General features: G+C 71.9%; 17 protein-coding genes. 10 read left to right on the forward strand and 7 right to left on the reverse strand.

Annotated elements, in window-relative coordinates:
• Nucleotides 1–22: 22 nt before the first annotated feature.
• Nucleotides 23–943, reverse strand: coding sequence for a proteasome assembly chaperone family protein (locus NIE79_RS03715; protein ID WP_091401570.1), 921 nt, complete (start codon nucleotides 941–943; stop codon nucleotides 23–25).
• A gap of 420 nt (nucleotides 944–1,363) precedes the next feature.
• Between NIE79_RS03715 and NIE79_RS03720 the strand changes: the two genes are divergently transcribed.
• The 3 genes from NIE79_RS03720 to NIE79_RS03730 all read left to right on the forward strand — a co-directional run bounded on the left by NIE79_RS03720 (nucleotide 1,364) and on the right by NIE79_RS03730 (nucleotide 3,282).
• The gene (locus NIE79_RS03720) at nucleotides 1,364–2,224 is read left to right on the forward strand and encodes a peptidase M23 (protein ID WP_238677196.1); all 861 of its coding nucleotides are present in this window, start codon (nucleotides 1,364–1,366) and stop codon (nucleotides 2,222–2,224) included.
• A 106-nt stretch (nucleotides 2,225–2,330) separates the two neighbouring features.
• Nucleotides 2,331–2,477 carry a hypothetical protein gene (locus NIE79_RS03725; protein WP_167457721.1) on the forward strand — a complete coding sequence of 49 codons (147 nt, stop codon included), beginning with the start codon at nucleotides 2,331–2,333 and terminating at the stop codon, nucleotides 2,475–2,477.
• Between the two features lie 49 nt (nucleotides 2,478–2,526).
• Entirely contained in the window at nucleotides 2,527–3,282 is a 756-nt protein-coding gene (locus NIE79_RS03730; protein WP_372471404.1) for an EcsC family protein, read from the forward strand.
• Between the two features lie 18 nt (nucleotides 3,283–3,300).
• Here NIE79_RS03730 and NIE79_RS03735 read toward each other — a convergent pair whose 3' ends face one another.
• Both NIE79_RS03735 and NIE79_RS03740 read right to left on the reverse strand, forming a co-directional pair.
• Nucleotides 3,301–4,152 (reverse strand): GDSL-type esterase/lipase family protein, encoded by an 852-nt coding sequence (locus NIE79_RS03735; protein ID WP_238677197.1) that lies wholly within the window; start codon nucleotides 4,150–4,152, stop codon nucleotides 3,301–3,303.
• 120 nt (nucleotides 4,153–4,272) lie between these two features.
• Complete coding sequence (locus tag NIE79_RS03740) at nucleotides 4,273–4,866, reverse strand: antibiotic biosynthesis monooxygenase (protein WP_091401579.1); 594 nt, start codon at nucleotides 4,864–4,866, stop codon at nucleotides 4,273–4,275.
• Nucleotides 4,867–4,989: 123 nt separating this feature from the next.
• Here NIE79_RS03740 and NIE79_RS03745 point away from each other — a divergent pair, with 123 nt between their 5' ends.
• From NIE79_RS03745 to NIE79_RS03765, 5 genes are read left to right on the forward strand one after another with little or no spacing between them, the layout of a single operon-like run.
• Nucleotides 4,990–5,253 carry a DUF6343 family protein gene (locus NIE79_RS03745; RefSeq protein WP_238677198.1) on the forward strand — a complete coding sequence of 88 codons (264 nt, stop codon included), beginning with the start codon at nucleotides 4,990–4,992 and terminating at the stop codon, nucleotides 5,251–5,253.
• 12 nt (nucleotides 5,254–5,265) lie between these two features.
• Nucleotides 5,266–6,681 (forward strand): NADP-dependent succinic semialdehyde dehydrogenase, encoded by a 1,416-nt coding sequence (locus NIE79_RS03750; RefSeq protein WP_238677199.1) that lies wholly within the window; start codon nucleotides 5,266–5,268, stop codon nucleotides 6,679–6,681.
• A 52-nt stretch (nucleotides 6,682–6,733) separates the two neighbouring features.
• Nucleotides 6,734–7,699, forward strand: a complete 966-nt coding sequence (locus tag NIE79_RS03755; RefSeq protein ID WP_238677200.1) for a TIGR03885 family FMN-dependent LLM class oxidoreductase — start codon at nucleotides 6,734–6,736, stop codon at nucleotides 7,697–7,699.
• 37 nt (nucleotides 7,700–7,736) lie between these two features.
• On the forward strand, nucleotides 7,737–9,308 hold the full coding sequence (locus NIE79_RS03760; RefSeq protein ID WP_238677201.1) for a Na+/H+ antiporter: 1,572 nt from the start codon (nucleotides 7,737–7,739) through the stop codon (nucleotides 9,306–9,308).
• A complete protein-coding gene (locus NIE79_RS03765; protein WP_238677202.1) occupies nucleotides 9,305–9,562 on the forward strand; it encodes a UBP-type zinc finger domain-containing protein in 258 nt (85 codons plus the stop codon). Before NIE79_RS03760 ends, NIE79_RS03765 begins: the two co-directional genes overlap by 4 nt.
• Nucleotides 9,563–9,565: 3 nt before the next feature.
• On the opposite strand, the gene NIE79_RS03770 is transcribed toward NIE79_RS03765, so the two are convergent.
• From NIE79_RS03770 to NIE79_RS03780, 3 genes are all read right to left on the reverse strand, one after another.
• Entirely contained in the window at nucleotides 9,566–10,819 is a 1,254-nt protein-coding gene (locus NIE79_RS03770; RefSeq protein ID WP_238677203.1) for an MFS transporter, read from the reverse strand.
• A 188-nt stretch (nucleotides 10,820–11,007) separates the two neighbouring features.
• Nucleotides 11,008–12,258: an HNH endonuclease signature motif containing protein gene (locus NIE79_RS03775; protein WP_238677204.1), complete on the reverse strand. Its 1,251-nt coding sequence runs from the start codon at nucleotides 12,256–12,258 to the stop codon at nucleotides 11,008–11,010.
• 196 nt (nucleotides 12,259–12,454) lie between these two features.
• Complete coding sequence (locus NIE79_RS03780) at nucleotides 12,455–13,369, reverse strand: hypothetical protein (RefSeq protein WP_238677205.1); 915 nt, start codon at nucleotides 13,367–13,369, stop codon at nucleotides 12,455–12,457.
• 228 nt (nucleotides 13,370–13,597) lie between these two features.
• Here NIE79_RS03780 and NIE79_RS03785 point away from each other — a divergent pair, with 228 nt between their 5' ends.
• Nucleotides 13,598–14,254 carry an HAD family hydrolase gene (locus NIE79_RS03785; RefSeq protein ID WP_238677206.1) on the forward strand — a complete coding sequence of 219 codons (657 nt, stop codon included), beginning with the start codon at nucleotides 13,598–13,600 and terminating at the stop codon, nucleotides 14,252–14,254.
• A 65-nt stretch (nucleotides 14,255–14,319) separates the two neighbouring features.
• Here NIE79_RS03785 and NIE79_RS03790 read toward each other — a convergent pair whose 3' ends face one another.
• Nucleotides 14,320–16,929 carry a glycoside hydrolase family 9 protein gene (locus NIE79_RS03790; RefSeq protein WP_238677207.1) on the reverse strand — a complete coding sequence of 870 codons (2,610 nt, stop codon included), beginning with the start codon at nucleotides 16,927–16,929 and terminating at the stop codon, nucleotides 14,320–14,322.
• Nucleotides 16,930–17,204: 275 nt separating this feature from the next.
• Here NIE79_RS03790 and NIE79_RS03795 point away from each other — a divergent pair, with 275 nt between their 5' ends.
• Nucleotides 17,205–17,930, forward strand: a complete 726-nt coding sequence (locus NIE79_RS03795) for a PP2C family protein-serine/threonine phosphatase (protein ID WP_238677208.1) — start codon at nucleotides 17,205–17,207, stop codon at nucleotides 17,928–17,930.
• Nucleotides 17,931–17,936: the final 6 nt, after the last annotated feature.

Raw genomic sequence — 17,936 nt, forward strand, 5'->3', positions numbered from 1 at the left:
TATCCGCCGCCGCGACGCCCGGTCAGCTGCCCGGGGTGTCGCCGGGACGGGTCTGTTCGGCCAGGAACCGTTCCAGTTCGGCGCCGAGTTCGTCGGCAGTGGGCAGCGGGCCGGCGTCCGGGGCGAGCAGGCTCTTCTCGCCCCGACCTCGGGCGAACGCGTCGTACTGCTCCTCCAGGGCCTGGACCAGGGCGGCGGCGTCCTCGGTCTGCGCGACCTGCCGGTCGATCTCCACCCGGACCACCTCGGCGGCCGAGCGGAGCCCGTCGCCGGGCAGCAGCAGCCCGGTGCTGCGCGACACCGAGGTGAGCAGCACCTCGGCGGCCGCCGGGTACTCGGTCTGCGCCACGTAGTGCGGCACGTGGGCGGCGAAGCCCAGCGCGTCGCGGCCCTGCTCGCCGAGGCGGAACTCCAGCAGGTGACCGACGCTGCCGGGCACCTGGACGCGTTGCAGCCAGGGCTCGTAGCCGGCGATCAGCTCGGGGCGGGTGGCGTGTGCTGTCACCCCGGTCGGCCGGGTGTGCGGGACCGCCATCGGGATCGAGTTGAGCCCCACTGTGAGCCGGACGTCCAGCCGGGCGGCGAGCCCGGCCACGGCGGCCACGAAACGCTCCCACTGCAGGTCCGGTTCGGGGCCGGTGAGCAGCAGGAACGGGGTCTCGTCGTCGTCCTGCAACAGGTGCAGCTCCAACTTGGGCGCGTCGACGCTCTCCCAGTGGTCCTCGACGAAGGTCATCACCGGTCGTCGCGACCGGTAGTCGAAGAGCTGGTCGACGTCGAAGGTGGCGATCGGCCGACCCTCCAGCGAGGTGAGTAGCTGCTCACGCGCCAGTCGGCTGGCGTTTCCGGCGTCCACGAACCCGGTGAGGGCCTGGATGAGGACCGGCTGCCCGAGGTCGGGCAGATCGTCGGTGAGCTGGTAGAGCTCGTGTGGGTCGAGCACCGGTGCGGACCTCCCTGAAATGTGCCTGCGGGGCGCCGTCGCGACGGAGGGCACCCGTTCGGGCAACGTACCCGCCATCCTGGTGCATTCCTGCGCCGGGCGATCCGTTGGCCGGGTGGTGGGCGTGACCGGACTTATCGGCTGTTTACGCCACCAGGCCGAGCCTCGTGGCCGATCGGCCGAGGGTCGGTTCGGCCCAAAGGCCGAGTTTGTCGATCATGTCAGGCTCGGCGGTCGGATGTCCGGCGCTGTCCCGGCCCGTGCCGGTCCGCGTGCGGCGCCAGCTTCATCCGGTACGCGAGGTCCGTTCCCCGGGCGGGTCGACCCGCCCGGGTCGTCCACCAGTACGGGTCAGTTCTGTGTCGAGCGCCACGTGATCACCGTGCGTGATCAGGGTTTGCACCTGCCTAGCCTCGGTTGATGCGTGACGACGGCACCCTCGACGACCCGTACGCCCCGAGCAGGCCCACTGCCGATACGGAGGATGGCACCTCAACCGAACGGACAACCACCGCGAGCCGGCTCCGGGCGTACGCCCGGGACCTGACCGGTCGACGCCGGGCACAGATGGCGCTGGCCACCGGTGTGGTGTGCTGCCTCGGTCTGACCGCCGTCGTCCAGGTTCGCAACGAGGACGCCGACGCGGCGACCCGGAGTGGATCGCTCTCCAGTGCCGAGCTGGCGCAGCGCGCCGAGCAGCAGGGCGCCTCCCGTTCCCTGGACCGTACGGCTGCCCCGAGCACCTCCGCCGCCGCCCAGTCCGCGCCGGCGAGCCCTGCCGACCCGGACACCAGCGCGCCGGCCCGCAAGGCCGCCCCGGCTCGCCCGACCGACCCGGCGCCCGTCGCCGGGCTGGACGAGGACCAGATGGAGAATGCCGAGGCGATCGTCCGCGCCGGCCGCAAGATGGGGGTGCCCCGCCGGGGTCTGGTGATCGCGGTGGCCACCGCGATGCAGGAGAGCAACCTCTACAACGTGGCCAGCGGCGTGCTGCCGGAGTCACAGGACTATCCGCACCAGGGCGTCGGCTGGGACCACGACTCGGTCGGGTTGTTCCAACAGCGTTCCAGCAGCGGCTGGGGCCCGGTTGGGCGGCTGATGGACCCCGAGTTCGCCACCCGGCAGTTCCTCAGCGCGCTGGAGCAGGTGCCCGGCTGGCAGCGGATGCGGCTCACCGACGCGGCTCAGGCGGTGCAGGTCTCCGCGTACCCCGAGCACTACCAGCAGCACGAGTGGCGGGCCACCCGGGTCGTTGACGCCATCGTGCCGGCGGGGCGGTAACCTACCGCCCACTATGGACGGTCGGGGTTGAGGCTGTCGCATCCCGGGTACATGTGTTGCAGGTTCGGGGTACACATGAGTACGGGATCATCGACAGGAGGACGTCATGTCACTGATGCAGCGGATCACCACGTTCCTGAGATCGCCGAAGGGGCAGCAGTTGGTCGAGCGAGGTCGTCGAGAGATGGCCAAGCCGGGCAACCAGCAGAAGCTGAAGGGGTTGGCGGCTCGGCTGTCCAACCGCCGCCGCTGACCGCTCCATCGGCCGCCCTGTCCACCGTTTCCACCCCTGGGGAGACCTGGTGACCGACACCCCGTCCGCTGGCGGCCAGCCTGCCGCCCCTGCTCCGCAGCCGTCCGCCGACCTGCCGGCCGGGCCGGTGGACGCCCCCGAGGGTCCGCCGGCCCGGCTCTGGGACCGGATGCGGGACGACCCGCAGTACGCGCCGGAGCACCTTGCCCTGGAGGCGGTGCGCCGCCTCGGGCCGGAAGCCGTGCAGTGGGCCGCCCGAGCCCGGGCCGAGCAGCCCGGGGTTTCCGCCGACGCCCTGGCCGACCAGGCGGCCCGCAAGTTCGTCAACCTGGCCCGACTGTCCGGTGCGGTCTCCGGCGTGGCCGGGCTGCCCGGCGCCGTGATCGACGTGGGTGTGCTGGCCTGGACCCAGGCGCGGATGGTGCTGCACATCGCCGCCGCGTACGACGTCGACCCGCTGCACAGTGATCGAGCCACCGACCTGCTGGTGCTCCAGCGGGTGCACAAGGTCGCCGAGAGCGCCCGGCTGGCGCTCGGCGTGGCCGCCGGCCGGGAACGCGCCGACGCCCTCTTTGGCCTGGGCGGCCAGCGCCCGCTCGGTCGGGTCATGTTGCAACTCGGCATCCGGCTGGCCCAGATGGCCGGCGTCCGGGCCGCGAAGCGGATGGTCGCCAAGGTCGTCCCCGGTGCGGCCATCGTGCTCGGCACCTGGGCCAACTCATCAGCTACAAAGGATCTCGCCCAGCGATCCCGGGCCCTCTACGGCGCCCGCGGCAACGCCGTCCCGGAGCCGCGCCAACCCTGACTGCCCGTTCGGCGGTCGTCAGCCGGCCAGGCCGGAGGAGCGCCAGGTCACCTCGGCGATGCGGCCCTGGCCGGTGGCGTTCGGGTGGAACCAGTCCAGCGGGTTGAGCAGGTCCAGGGTGAACCGGACCTTGTGCAACGCGCCGCCGTCGTGCCGGCACCGTGACCCGTACGCCCGGCAGGCCGCCTTCAACTCGGCGTTGTACGCGTCGATCCGGTCCCGGACGGCGGCCCGGCGCGCCCGGTCGGCGGGTGCGGTGGAGGTCGCCTCGGCCAGCAGGGCCGGGCAGATGCCCCGCCGCCACGCACGGGTCGCCCGGGCGTCGTCGTGCCCGACCTCCCAGAGTCGGTACAGGTCGGGGATGCTCGCCACCAGCACCCGGGCCTTCGGCCGGCCGGTCCGCAGGACCCGCAGCCCTCGGTCGACGTCGGTCCGGAACTGCGCCACCGGCGTCATCGCGTCCACCCCGCCCCGACAGGCGTCGTTGGCGCCGATCAGCACCGTGACGTAGTCGGCGCGGTCGCGTACCGCCGCCTGGGCCTGACCGACGAGAGCGTCCGCGCGGGCGCCGGGACGGGCATGGTTGTACGTCCGGTCGCGGATCGCCGGGTTCTGTTCGAGCAGCCGTCGGTAGTGGCTCTGCACCCGCAGCCCGTCCCCTGTCGACCAGGAGTTGCGCTCGCACGAGGTGAGCACCAGGCAGGAGGCGAAGCCGGTGCTGATCGAGTCGCCGAGGGCGGCGATGCCGCCGGGCCCGCTCGACGGCGGGGCACTCGTGGTGGGGCGGGGTGTCGCGGAGTTGCCGCCCTCGCAGGCCAGCGCGACCAGCGCCGCGAGACAGGCCAGGGCGGCGACCCAGCGTCGAGGCATGACGTCTCCCGTTCCCGCAGCACAGAGCGACAGCGCGGTAACTCTATGCGCAGGATGTGGTTTGCCGGGAAGTTGCTGTCGGCTATGCGGCAGAGTGCCGCCACGGAAGCCGTCGGCGTGCTATGCGTCCCGCCACGGAGCCCGCTGACCGTGCAGCCACCAGTGCAACGCCCGGGTGATCCGGGGCAGCACCAGATAGGTCATCAGCGGGGTCAGGCAGAGCGTCATCAGCAGCACCCGGGCCGCCAGCGGCACCGCGTCGAGGAAGCGGCTCGTCAGCAGGGTGGCGGTCAGGCTCAGTGGGAAGAACGCCAGCCAGATGGTCACCGCCTGCTTCCAGCGCGGCGGCGACGCGGGCGGGGCCGGCTCCACCAGGTCCACCGAGTGCTCCAGCGGCCTGTCGAACCAACCCTCGATCCCGGTACGCCGCTCGACCCGGGTGTGCTCGACGATCCCCTGCGCCGAGCTGAGCCACCAGTGCCGCTGCGGCGACTCCTCCCACCGGCGCAGCGTCTCGGCGTCGGCGAAGCGGTAGAGCATGTGCCACTCCGGCGAACCGGGGCCGCTCTGCACCCAGCCGGCGCCGAGGAAGCCGGGGAACGCCTCGGCCAGTGCGGTGCCGGCCCGCATCCAGGCCACCATCTCGCTGGCCCGGCCGGGGTCGACGCGGCGGGCGATGGAGACGGTCACCGGCACGGCGAGGGTCATTGACATGCGCCCATCCTGCGGTCGACGGGGCCGCGGCGCGAACGGATGTGCCGGAGCACACCGGCGAGGGTGGGTGTGCAGGCGCGCGGTAGCCGGTTAACCCGGCCGATCGGGGGTAGATCGGTGGGTATGACGAGATCGCAGCCCCGGCGCGCCCGTGGCACGGTCGGCCACGCGAACAGCGCGTTGAACCTTCGGCTCACCCTCGCCAGCTTCGGGCTGGTGATCATGGTGCTCTTCGCGGTGCTGGCGTTCTGGGCCGGCATCGCCTGGCTCGGCGTACTCTGCGCGATCCTCGCCGTGGTCGCCGTGGTCGACCTGGTCGTGATCCAGCGCCGCCGCGCCGCCCGCCGTCGCGAGGAGCCGGGCGTACGACACTCGTTGTTCGAGTAACAGGAGGACGAGATGCCCCACATCGCCACCACCAACCCCGCCACCGGACAGGTGCTCAAGACCTATGAGGCGATGTCCACCGAGCAACTCGACGACGCCATCGAGCGCACCGACCTCGCGTTCCATCAGCTGCTGTCGACGACCGTCGACCAGCGCGCCCAGTGGATGAACGCCGCGGCCGACCTGCTGGACGCCGAGCGCGACGAGATCGCCCGGATCATGACCACGGAGATGGGCAAGACGTACGTCGCGGCGCAGGCCGAGGTGACTAAGTGCGCCACCGCCGCCCGCTTCTATGCCGACAAGGCCCCCGCGTTCCTCGCCGACGAGCCCGCCGACGCCGACGCCGTGAAGGCCACCCGGGCGTTCATCCGCTACCAGCCGATCGGCGTGGTGCTCGCGGTGATGCCGTGGAACTTCCCGCTCTGGCAGGTGATGCGCTTCGCCGCCCCGGCGCTGATGGCCGGCAACACCGGCCTGCTCAAGCACGCCTCGAACGTGCCGCAGACCGCCCTGCTGCTGGAGGACGTGTTCCGGCGAGCCGGCTTCCCCGAGGGCGCCTTCACCACAGTGCTGGTCGACTCGGAAGCCGTCGACCACATCCTCAGCGACCCCCGCGTACGCGCCGCGACGCTCACCGGCAGCGAGCCCGCCGGCCGGTCCATCGCGCAGATCGCCGGGCGGGAGCTGAAGAAGACCGTCCTCGAACTCGGCGGCAGCGACCCGTTCGTGGTGATGCCCTCGGCCGACGTGGACCGGGCCGCCGAGGTGGCCACCACCGCCCGCTGCCAGAACAACGGCCAGTCCTGCATCGCCGCGAAGCGGTTCATCGTGCACACCGACGTGTTCGACGCCTTCGCCGAGAAGTTCGCCGCCAACATGGCCGCGCTGCGCGTCGGCGACCCGATGGACCCGAACACCGACGTCGGGCCACTGGCCAGCGAGCGTGGCCGCGACGAGGTCCACGCCCAGGTCCGCGACGCGGTGGACAACGGCGCGACGGTGCTCTGCGGCGGCGAGCCGCCGGCCGGCGACGGCTGGTTCTACCCGCCGACAGTGGTCACCGACCTCACCCCGAAGATGCGGATGTGGTCCGAGGAGGTCTTCGGCCCGGTCGCCGGCCTGTTCCGGGTCTCGTCGTACGAGGAGGCCATCGAGGTCGCCAACGGCACCAGCTTCGGGCTCGGCTCGAACGCCTGGACCCGGGACCCGGCCGAGCAGGAGCGCTTCGCCACCGACCTGGACGCCGGCAACGTCTTCATCAACGGGATGACCACCTCCTACCCCGAGTTGCCGTTCGGTGGCGTGAAGAACTCCGGGTACGGGCGGGAGTTGTCAGCGCTGGGCATGCGGGAGTTCTGCAACACCAAGACGGTCTGGGTGGGCGAGGGCGCCGCCTCGGCCGGCGCCGGCGCGCACGCCGAGTAGTTCGGGGCGCGGCACGCGTCAGCCGGTGCCGTCGTGGGTAGGAAGTGTGCCCATGACGTCGTTCGGGTTCCACGCCTCGCATGAGCAGATCGGTCCACGCGCCCTGTTGGAGGCGGTGATCCACGCCGAGCGGGCCGGCTTCGACGCCGCCATGTGCTCCGACCACTTCTCCCCGTGGAGCGCCCGGCAGGGCGAGTCCGGCTTCGCCTGGTCCTGGCTGGGCTCGGCGTTGCAGGCCACCGGCATGCCGTTCGGCGTGGTCAACGCGCCCGGTCAGCGGTACCACCCGGCGATCATCGCGCAGGCGATCGGCACCCTCGGCGCGATGTACCCGGGCCGGTTCTGGGCGGCCCTGGGCACCGGCGAGGCCAGCAACGAGCACATCACCGGCGACCCGTGGCCGCGCAAGGACCTGCGCAGTGCCCGGCTGCGCGAGTGCGTGGACGTGATCCGGGCCCTGCTGGCCGGCGAGGAGGTCAGCCACGACGGTCTGGTCCGGGTGGATCGGGCCCGCCTGTGGACCCGCCCCGAGCAGCCGCCCGCGCTGGTCGGTGCCGCGGTCAGCGTGGCCACCGCCCGCTGGTGCGCCGAATGGGCGGACGGGCTGATCACAGTGAACGCCCCGGTGGCGCACCTGCGCGAGATGATCGACGCGTACCGGGACGCGGGCGGACGAGGGCCGCTGCACCTCCAGGTGCACGTCTCCTGGGCGCCGGAGCAGGCCCAGGCCGAGGCGCTCGCGTACGACCAGTGGCGCAGCAACGTCTTCGCCCCGCCGGTCTGCTGGGACCTGGAGACCGTCGAACACTTCGACGTGGTCTCGGCCGACGTGCCGGCGCAGCGGGTCGCCGAGGTGGTGAACGTGTCGGCGGACCTGGGCCGGCACGTCGGCTGGCTGGAGGAGTACGCGCAGCTCGGCTTCGACCAGATCGCCCTGCACCACGTCGGGCAGGAGCAGCGCGGCTTCATCGACGCCTTCGGCGCGGAGGTGCTGCCGAAGCTGCGCCCGGGCGGCTGATCGAGGCCGAACAGGCGTACCCCTAGGCTCGTACCCCATGGAAAGCCTGTTTCCGGTCGTCGTCTTCCTGGCGATCGCCACCCTGGGCGCCGCGTTGGCCCGCCGGCTCGGCCTGCTCGCGCCGATCGTGCTGGTCGTCCTCGGCCTGGCCCTCTCGTTCGTGCCGGGCTTCCCGCAGATCGAACTCGACCCGGAGCTGGTGCTGGTCGGCATCCTGCCGCCGCTGCTCTACGTGGCGGCGCTGGAGACCTCGGTGCCGGCGTTCAAGAACAACATCCGGCCGATCCTGCTGCTCGCGGTCGGTCTGGTGTTGTTCACCGCGTTCGTGGTCGGGTTGGTGCTGCACCTGCTGTTGCCGCAGTTGCCGTTCGCGATCTGCCTGGCGCTCGGCGCGGTGGTCGCCCCGCCGGACGCCGTGGCCGCCACGGCCGTCGCCCGCCGGGTCGGGCTGCCTCGCCGGGTCGTCACCATCCTGGAGGGCGAGAGCCTGGTCAACGACGCTACGGCGCTGGTGCTGCTGCGGGTCGCGACGATGGCCACCGTCGGGTCGGCCGTCGGCGCCGACAAGATCGCCATCGAGGTGCTGCGATCCACCGGCGGCGGCATCCTGATCGGGGCGCTCGGGGCTCTGGTGTTCGGCTTCCTGCATCGGCGGATCACCGACCCGCTGCTGGACAACGCGCTGTCGTTGATCATCCCGTTCGCTGTGGTGTTCACCGCCGAACACCTGCACGCCTCCGGTGTGGTCGCGGTGGTCGTCACCGGTCTGGTGCTCGGGCACAAGCTGCCCCAGCTGCTGTCGGCGGCGTCCCGGTTGCAGATCGGCGCGTTCTGGCGGCTGGTCCGTTTCCTGCTGGAGGGCCTGGTCTTCCTGCTGGTCGGGCTGCAACTGCGGGAGGTGCTGCGCGACCTCGACGAGCCGATCGGCTCGCTCATCCTGATCACCTTCGCGGTGCTCGCCACCGTCTTCCTGACCCGCTTCATCTGGCTCTTCCCGGCCACCTACCTGGCCCGGTTGGTTCCCCGGGTGCGCCGCCGTGACGCCCGGCCGTCGCCGAAGTTCCCGATCATCATCGGCTGGGCCGGCATGCGGGGCGTGGTGACCCTGGCCGCCGCGCTGGCCCTGCCGCTGACCCTGGCCGACGACGAGCCGTACCCCAGGGCGTTGTTGATCTGGTTGGCCTTCGCCGTGATCGTTTTCACCCTGGTCGGTCAGGGCGCCACCCTGCCGCTGGTCGCCCGTCGGCTGAAGTTGCCGCAGGACGACCCGGTGCAGGACGCGCTCTCCGCGGCCGCCGTGCAGCAGCAGGCCAGCAAGGCCGCCCAGGACCGCCTCGACGAGTTGGCCGACAGCGCACCGGACGCGGTGGTGGACCGGCTGCGCCGAGCGGTGGAGGACCGCACCAACATGGCCTGGGAACGACTCGGCGGCGACGAGCGGGAGACCCCGTCGCAGGCGTACGGTCGGCTGCGGCAGGAGATGATCGACGCCGAGCGGGATGTGTTCCGGGCGGCCCGGGACTCCGGTCGGATTCCTGAGGAAGTGTTGGTGCAGGCCTACCGTGACCTGGACCTGGAAGAGTCGTTGCTGCGAGAGGTTGAGAAGTGAGCTGTCAGCACCTGACCGAGGCCGGCACCGCCGAGCCGCGCACCCCCGACGAGTGCGCGGACTGCGTCGCCATCGGCGACACCTACTGGGTGCACCTGCGCACCTGCCTGAGCTGCGGGCAGGTCGGCTGCTGTGACTCGTCGCCGAACCAGCACGCGAGCAAGCACTTCGCGTCGACCAACCACCCGGTGATCCGCTCGGCGCAGCCGGGCGAGGCCTGGCGCTGGTGCTTCGTCGACGAGGAGATCGGCTGACGGTCAGTCCGGGTGCGGTGACCGGTCGGCGCGGTCGGCCAGGGCGCGTCGGGTGAGTGGCGGCACGGCGAGACCGGTGAGCGCGAGCAACCCCGCCAGCGCCAGCCAGCCGACTGGGCCGCCGTCGATGATCAACCAGGTCAGCAGGGCCGGGCCCGCCGCGCGGACCAGCCCGGCGAGCAGTCCGTCGACCCCCTGGTAGGCGCCGAGGGCGTCCGGTGCGGCGAGGTCGTAGGCCAGCGTCGCCCCGGCCCCGGCGTGCCACAGGTCGCCCAGGGTGTAGATCACCGTCGCGCCCAGCAGCAGGCCGACCGCCACCGAGGTGGGCACGACCGCGCTCGCGGCCCAGAGCAGCATCCCGGCCGCGAGCACCAACCCCGCCCGGCGCATCGTCGTCGCCGCCGGCACCGCGTGCCTGGCGCTCCCGCTGAGCCGTACGGCGAGCAGCACGGTGAGCAGTGTGTTGACCAGTAGGAGGGCGGAGACCGTCACCAGCGGCGCCTCGGTGTGCGCCACCACCCACAGCGGCAGCACCAGCGTCAACGCCACGTGGTGCACGGAGAGCACCGCCGAGGCCCCGGCGACTGCGAGGAACGGCCCGTCGCGCAGCGCCCGGCCGGCTCTCTGACGCACGGGTCGCCGGGCCGGCGGGTACGCCGGGAGTCGCATGATCAGCGCCGCCGAGACCAGATAGGTGGCGACGTTGCCGAGCACCAACAGTCGGTACGCCCACCCGGTGTCCACCACCAGCGCGAACGCGGCCAGCCCCGCACCGAGCGCCACGCCCAGGTTGGCCACCGCGCGCAGGGTGGCGAAGGCGTGCACCCTGCCCTGCGGGCCGCCCACCGCGGCAACCAGCGCGGCGCGGACGGCAAGGTTGCCGGAGATCAGCAGAGCGTCCAGTGTGGCCACCAGCAGAAAGAGCGGGAAGGAGCCGACCAGCAGGTACGCGGCGGCGACGGCGGCCTGCGCCAGTTGCAGGACGGCGCGGAGGCTCCGGGGGTCACGCCGGTCGGCGAGCCCGCCGAGCGGCACGCTGGCAGTGAGCCCGACCAGGCCGGCGAGAGTGAGCCCAAGCCCCACCTCCGTCGGGGTCAGCCCCACGGCGCGGGTGAGGAAGAGCGCCGCACCCGTTACCCACAGCCCCGTGCCAATCGTGTTGGCGAGGGTGGCCAGCGACAGGGTGCGTAGCCGGCCGGGCGGGGGCAGCGGCGACAGCGACCTCCAGCGGTCGCGAACCTCCGCCGTGGTGCCCACTCACCGACCCTAGATCGGCCGCCTGCTCATCGATGCCCCGCGTAGTGCGGTGCCCGTCACATCCCGTGTCCAGGCCGATGTCGGGTGGGCTCAGCACAAAGATCTTCTCCACCAGAGACCATCACCGGCCGCCCTAGCCACGGCGGCCCGTCACCTCTTGATCGGCAGGACACACGATCTTGGGTAGGTCACGTCCGCCGGTGGTACTGGTTGCGGCGGGGGAGCCGGTCGGGGTCGAGCCAGGCCGGCGGAACGAATTCGGGGTGACCGTCGCCGCCGAGCCGGACGGTCCACTTGCCACTGTGGACATGTCGGTGATGGTGGCTGCAGAGCAACACGGCGTTGGTCAGACTGGTGCTGCCGCCGTCGGCCCAGTGGTGGATGTGGTGGGCATCGCACCAGCGGGGCGGGCGGTCGCAGCCCGGGAAGGCGCAGCCGCGGTCGCGCAGGACCAGAGCGCGTCGCAGGGGACCGGTGATGAGCCGACGTTGCCTGCCCACGTCGAGCGTCTGACCGCTGCCGCCGAGGACGGCGGGCAGGATCGCGGCGTCGCAGGCGAGGCGGCGGACCGTCTCCGGGGTGAGTTGCGGGCCCGTGTCGAGAGTGCCGGCGCCGAGCCGCCGGGCCAACGTCTCGAAGCTGGTGGTGACGACGACCTGGGCGGGTTCGCCGCCGTGCTCGGGCAGCTCACCGGTGCGCAGGGCAAGCCGGCAGAGGTCGGAGAAAGCGTCGTGCCGGCGTTGCCCGGGAGAACGCGGATCGTCTGGGCCGGACGGTGCGGTCATCGGGTCGATCGCGGCGCGCAGCAGACCGGCCGCCTCGCCGTCGAGGATGCCGGAAAGTCGCAGTCGGCCGTCCCGCAGCTCGGACAGCGTCACATGGCGGTCTCGGCAGGCTCGGCGGGCCTCAGCCTCCATCGCCGCCTTGGCAGCGGCATCGGCGACCTCTGGGGCGACGTGGTCGAGGATCCGGGTGCCCAGCTTGCGCAGCAGGGTCGGCTCGAACTGCCCGGCCCACTCGACCAGGACGCCCACAGCCTTCTCGGCAGCCTCCGCGCCAGCGGCCGTGTGCACTGTGCTGACCGTGTCGGCGATGACCCGGACCTGCTCCACGTCGACCGCCCCGCCGGCCAGCGCGTCCTGCACACCGGCCGGGGCGGCATCGAGCGTCGCGGCCAGCTCGACCAGACGGCGGGCGGCACCAACCCCGAGGCGCAGCCGGTCCCGTAGCCACACGGCCGTCGAGGACGCACCCTGCGCGGTCGAGGTGCCTCGACCGTCCAGCTCCCGCACGAGGGCCAGCTTGACCATGGCCAGGCGTTGTTCGAGCCGGTGCGCGGCGTCGAGTGCCGCGACGAGGTCGTGCTCCGGAAGAGCCCACGCCGACGCGTCAACGCAGCCGGCGACTGCCGCGTCCGCCTGCGCCAACTCCTCCAACATGGACCAACAATAGAACAGGTGTACGACAGTTTGCCCGGCCCGCGGTGGGCGAGGTTTGGCGGCTCCGGGCGACGACGGTGGGCGGCGACGGTGGCGGCGAGGGTGGGCGGCGACGATGAGCGGCGAGGGTGGGCGGTGACGATGAGCGGCCCGGCCGGGAGCGACAGCTGATCTTCGGGGGCGCCGGCGTGCCGGGTCACCGGCTGAGGGCGTCGACGAGGCGTTCGGTGGCGAGGCAGGAGACGAGGCAGCGTTCCTTCGCGTCGCCGGTCAGCCGGGCGGTCCAGTCGGTGAGGCCGCCGTCGCCGATCTCCAGGTTGCCGCCCAGAACGGTGATCCGCAGGGCGCAGCCCGTGTAGTAGCCGCGACCGCGAGACCGCTCCGGTTCGTCGACGAGCGGCACCACACCTCCGTCCAGTGCCGGTCGGACGGTGTCGGCCAGCCGCTCCCGGACGGTCCGGTCGTCGAAGGTGGTGACGTGCAGCTGAGGCGCGACGGCTGGCGCCAGCTCGGCGAGGACTGTCCGCCAGTAGGTGAGGTGCCGGACGAGCAGTCGGGCCTGCGTGCCGCCGGACCCAGTGTCGCGGGCGCTGGACACCAGGGCGAAGAGCCGGAAGTGCGCCGACGCGTCGCCGCCGAAATCCTGCGCCCGCAGCACCCGATGGGCAGCGGCCAGGTGCACCTCGCTCTGTCGGCGGCGACGGACGGCCGCCTCGACGGCGAGGGCGTTTGTGGGATCGCTCAGCACCTCGCTGGCGCGCATCGTGGTGACGATCCTGTTCTGGCTGACCGGTGCGACAGCCGAGCAGGTGCCGACCGGTACGACCGGCGACAGCTCCACCCCGGCGACGTCGGTGGGCAGCAGTTGCCACATCCGGGCCTCCACCCGTGCGAGCACGCGCGGGTCGGTGCGGGCCGGGCGGACGAAGCGGTCCTCGCGCCACCGTCGTACCACAGCGGGTGGACGCGTGGCCGCCGCCCGGTCGCGGGCCAGGCCTAACAGCAGAGTACGCAGGTCCGCGCCGGACAGCCCGGACAACGCGCTGCGGGACCCCGCCGGCATCGCCGCCCACACTCGACGCTCCGCGCCAGACAATTCGTCGCCATCCATGGCGTCACCCTGGCTCACTCGACGTGACCGATCCATCGGTTTTGCGGCGTCCCCGGTGATTCGTTCACGTCATCAGCTCGACAGCGTCAGCCGCAGGCCCCCGCCCGCTCGCCCCGGACGGCCTCCTGGCGGGCCGGCGGTACCCATCAAAGTGATCATGGAAGCCTGGTGGCGGTCGTGCCCCCGTCTATGCTTCACCGACGGTGCGAGCGTCGACGGGGGACGGGCATGATTGGCACTGTCATCTTCGATGTTGGTGGGACCATTCTCGACGAGTCCCGCGAGTTCGCTGCCTGGGCCGACTGGCTCGGCGTGCCCCGGCACACGTTCTCGGCGGTCTTCGGTGCGGTGATCGCCCGGGGACTGGACTATCAGGAGACGTTCCGGGTCTTCCGGCCCGACTTCGATCTCGCCATCGAGTTGAAGCGTCGGGCGGCTGCCGGCCAGCCGGAGTCGTTCGCCGAGGAGGATCTCTACCCGGATGCGCGGGGGTGCCTGGAGTCCTTGAAGGACCAGGGCCTGTTCGTCGGCCTGGCCGGTAACCAGCCAGCTCACGCGGAGGCGACCCTGCGCGACCTCGACCTTCCGGTGGACGTGATCGGCACGTCGCACGGGTGGGGCGTGGCGAAGCCGTCAGCGGCGTTCTTCGAGCGGGTGGTCGCCGTGGGCGGTGGTGTCGCGTCGTCGATCCTGTACGTCGGCGACCGGCCCGACAACGACGTGCGCCCGGCCCTGGAGGCGGGCATGCAGACGTGCCTGATCCGACGCGGACCGTGGGGGCACATCCTCGATCCCTCCACGGTGGCCGAGCGGTGCCTCTTCCGAATCGACTCGTTGGACGAACTCCCGAGCCTGATCGCGACGCACAACGCGGCCGGCGGTTGACCCGCCGGCCGCGCGATCGTGCGGTCCCGGTGGCCGCCTTCCCCGGGCGGCCACCAGGACGTCGGTCAGGTCAGTGAGCAGGCCGCCCCGTTGACAGTGACCAGGCCGGGGCTCGGGTTCGCGCCGCCGCCTGTCGTCGCGTTGAAGCCGAACGTCACGCTGCCGCCGGGTGCGATCTTGGCGTTGTACGACTCGTTGCGCGCGGTCACCGTCGCGCCGGACTGGGCGACCTTCGCCAGCCACGCCTCGCGTACCCGCTGGTCACCGGTGAACGCGAAGCGCACGCTCCAGCCGTTGATGGCCGCGGTGCCCGTGTTCTGGATGGTCAGCTGCCCGGTGAACCCGGTGCCGCCCTGCCAGGCGCCGTAGTTGGTGTAGCGCGCCGTGCAGGTGGTGGCCGGCACGGCGCCGGCGTCACCCTGGTCGGCCAGGAACGAGGAGATCCAGGCCAGCGCCGAGTTCCAGTTGATCGCCACCTCGTTCGTCGAGTACGAGTTGATGTCGTCGACGTAGCAGAACATCGGCTTGCAGCCGGCGAGCAGCTGCGCCACGAACGGGTCCTGGAGGGCGGCGTTCGGGCCACCGGCGAGGGAGCCGGCGGGCGGTCGGGGCAGGTTCGGGTCGAGCTGGTGGCCGAAGATCCGGCTGTGCTGGTTCTGCGCGGCGTGCTCTCCCCAGCCGGTGACGTAGGAGATGTTCAGGGCGTTGCGACCGAGGACGTAGTCCATGGCCTGTACGGCGCCGTCGCGGTAGACGGGGTTGCGGGTCAGGTCGAACGCGGTGGCCAGCACCACGGCGTTGTTGATGACGTTGCTGTTGCCGCCCCAGAAGTAGCTGTTGGCGTCACCGGGCATCGGCAGCCCGTACGCCTGCTGGCGCAGCTCGGCGAGGTACGTGTCGGCCGCGGTGGTGACCGAGGCGCGGACCCGGGCCAGATCGGCGGCGGGTAGCCCGTTCGGCACGGTGGCCAGGTCGAGACGGCCCAGCGCGGCCACGCTCTGCCAGCCGAAGCCCCGGGCGTCGAACACGTTTCCGGTGTGGTGCGGTGAGGCGGTCACGTCGGCCAGGTAGTTCTGCGCCCCGGTGGTCAGGTACAGCTCGGCCGCAGCCCAGTAGAACTCGTCGGTGACGAAGCTGTCGTCGTACGCGCCACCGCCGGTGCCGTCGGTCGGGCTGGCGTACACCGCCGGGTGGGCCTTGGCCGCGGCGTAGGCGGTCTTCGCGGCAGTGCCGCAGCGGGTCGCGAACGCCGCGTCGTAGGGGGCGAAGAGCCGGGCGCACTGGGCGGCGGTGGCGGCGAGGTTGAGGGTGGCCGCGGTCGACGGCGGGTGCAGCTCGCGCGGCTGCGGGTCGTCGTGCGGGGAGAGGGGCAGCCCGGTCCAGTTCTGATCGTGGATCTTGTGGTGGACCATGCCGGCGAGCGGCTTGCCGGCGGGCACCTGCATGCGCAGCAGGAACTCCAGCTCCCAGCGGGCCTCGTCGAGGATGTCCGGCACCCCGTTGTCGCGCTCGGGCACCCGCAGCGTGCCGTCGGCGAGTTCGGCGCCGCCGTTTGCGGTGGCGGCCGTCCTGGTCCGCTCGAAGGTGTTCAGCAGCTGGTAGGTGGCGATGCCGCCGTTGACCACGTACTTGCCGTGGTCGCCCGCGTCGTACCAGCCGCCGCGCACGTCCAGGGAGTAGTCGCAGACACCCGGCTGGCAGGGCACGTTGGTGTCGCCCTGGTTGGGTGCGACGCCGAGGTGGCCGGCGGGTCGGGCGTACTCGTCGCCGATCAGGTCACCGTCGATGGCGATGCCGCTGCGCTGGGCGTAGAAGAACTGCAACGAGTCGGAGCGCAGCTGGTCGTAGAGGGCGCCGGAGATGTCGAACGGGTGGCTGGTCTCGCCGTCCACTGTGAGTGTGAGCCCGGTGCCGGGGGTGCGGTAGCTGGAGAAGTCGACAGTCTGCACGTTCTGCCCGGAGGCGGCGTCGACACCGCGAGCGGTGGTGGTGCCACTGGCCACGACGGCGCCGGCGGCGCTGCGTAGCTGCCAGGGCAGCGCTGCGGTGGCCTCGGTGACGACAGTGGCGTTCTTCGGGCCGCCGGGAAGGTAGCCGACCTGGTTGACGCGCACCCGTGGCCCGGTGTCCGGCTCGTACGGCTCGGGCGGCTCGCCGCCGCGCAGCGAGACGTCGTCCAGGCAGATGGTCTGCGCCTGGGCGGAACCGCCGACCTGGAAGATCAGTTGGGCGCTGGGGTTGTCGTCCGGGACGGTGAAGGTCTGCTCGACCCGCTGGAGGGTGCCGGTCGCTGTGGCGTCCACCGCCGCGTACGTGGTGTACGGGGCGCTGCCGAGCTGCAACACGGCCTTGACCGCGGCGCCGGGGGTGGCGGAGACGGCGAAGCCGAGGGTGTATTCGGCGCCGGCGATCAGTGGCACGCCGTCCTGGCCGATGCCGGCGTCCCACGGGTTGGCCAGCCCACCTGCGACGGTGGTGCAGAGCTGGCCGTCGGTGACCGCCAAAGCGCCGGTGCCGAAGGAGAACCAGGGGCTCACCCCGGCGCTGAAGTCGCCGTTGTCGATCTGCTCGGGGGCGTCCGGTGGTGGGTCGGCGTGGGCCGCGCCGGCGCCGGCGCCGATGAGGGCCAGAGAGGTCGCCGCAGCCAACAGCAGGCGGCGTCGGGATGGCGTCACGGGGAGTCCTTCCGGGACGGAAAGTGGGACGGTGGTGGTGGCACTGTGGTACGGAGAAAACCTGGGAGCGCTCCCAGGTGACGGCTCGATGTTTCCAGTGCCGGTACGTCATGTCAATTGATCTGGTCGAATGGGTTTCGGTATCCGACGAGGGCGGTCAGCCCGACCGGCTTCCCCCGACGCGTCGCCACCCGGACGTGAGATTGGCCGCGCCACGCCCCGTCGTCCTGATCTCCTAGAGACAACTGCGCCCTTCGCCTGGCAGGCTGCCTCCCATGACCCTGAAGCTGCGTTCCGTGGGAACGAGCGACCGTGGGCTGATCCGCAGCGGAAACCAGGACGCCCTGCACGCCGGCACCTGGCTCGTCGCCGTCGCCGACGGTATGGGCGGAATGGCCGCCGGCGACCTGGCCAGCGCCCTCACCATCGACGCGGTCGCCCCGCTGGACGTGGAGACACCCGAGGACGCCCTGGTGGCCGCGCTCGAAGGTGGCATCGCACTGGCCACCTCCCGGATCCAACAGGCGGTCGTCGAGGACTCCGAGCGCCAGGGCATGGGCACCACGCTGACCGCCCTGCTCTTCGCCCGTACCGGCAGCTGCCTGGCGCTCGCACACGTCGGCGACTCCCGGGCCTACCTGTACCGCGAGGGCGTGCTCAAGCAGGTCACCCGGGACGATACGTTCGTCCAGATGCTGGTGGATCAGGGCGTCATCACCGCGGACCAGGCCAGCAGCCACCCGCGCCGGGCCGTGGTCACCCAGGCGTTGCAGGGCGAAGAGGTCTCCCCGTCGTACGCGACGATGGTGCCCCGGGCCGGCGACCGGTGGCTGCTGTGCAGCGACGGCCTCTCCAACGTGGTCCGCCCGGACACCCTCACCGAGGTGCTCAGCGGCTATCCGGACCGGGACGCCTGCGCCGCCAAGCTGATCGACCTGGCCCTGCACGCCGGCGCGCCGGACAACGTCACAGTCGTGGTGGCCGACGTCGTCGAGGAGTAGACCGAC

The sequence above is a fragment of the Micromonospora trifolii genome, assembly GCF_022229005.1.
Taxonomy (GTDB): Bacteria; Actinomycetota; Actinomycetes; order Mycobacteriales; family Micromonosporaceae; genus Micromonospora; species Micromonospora trifolii.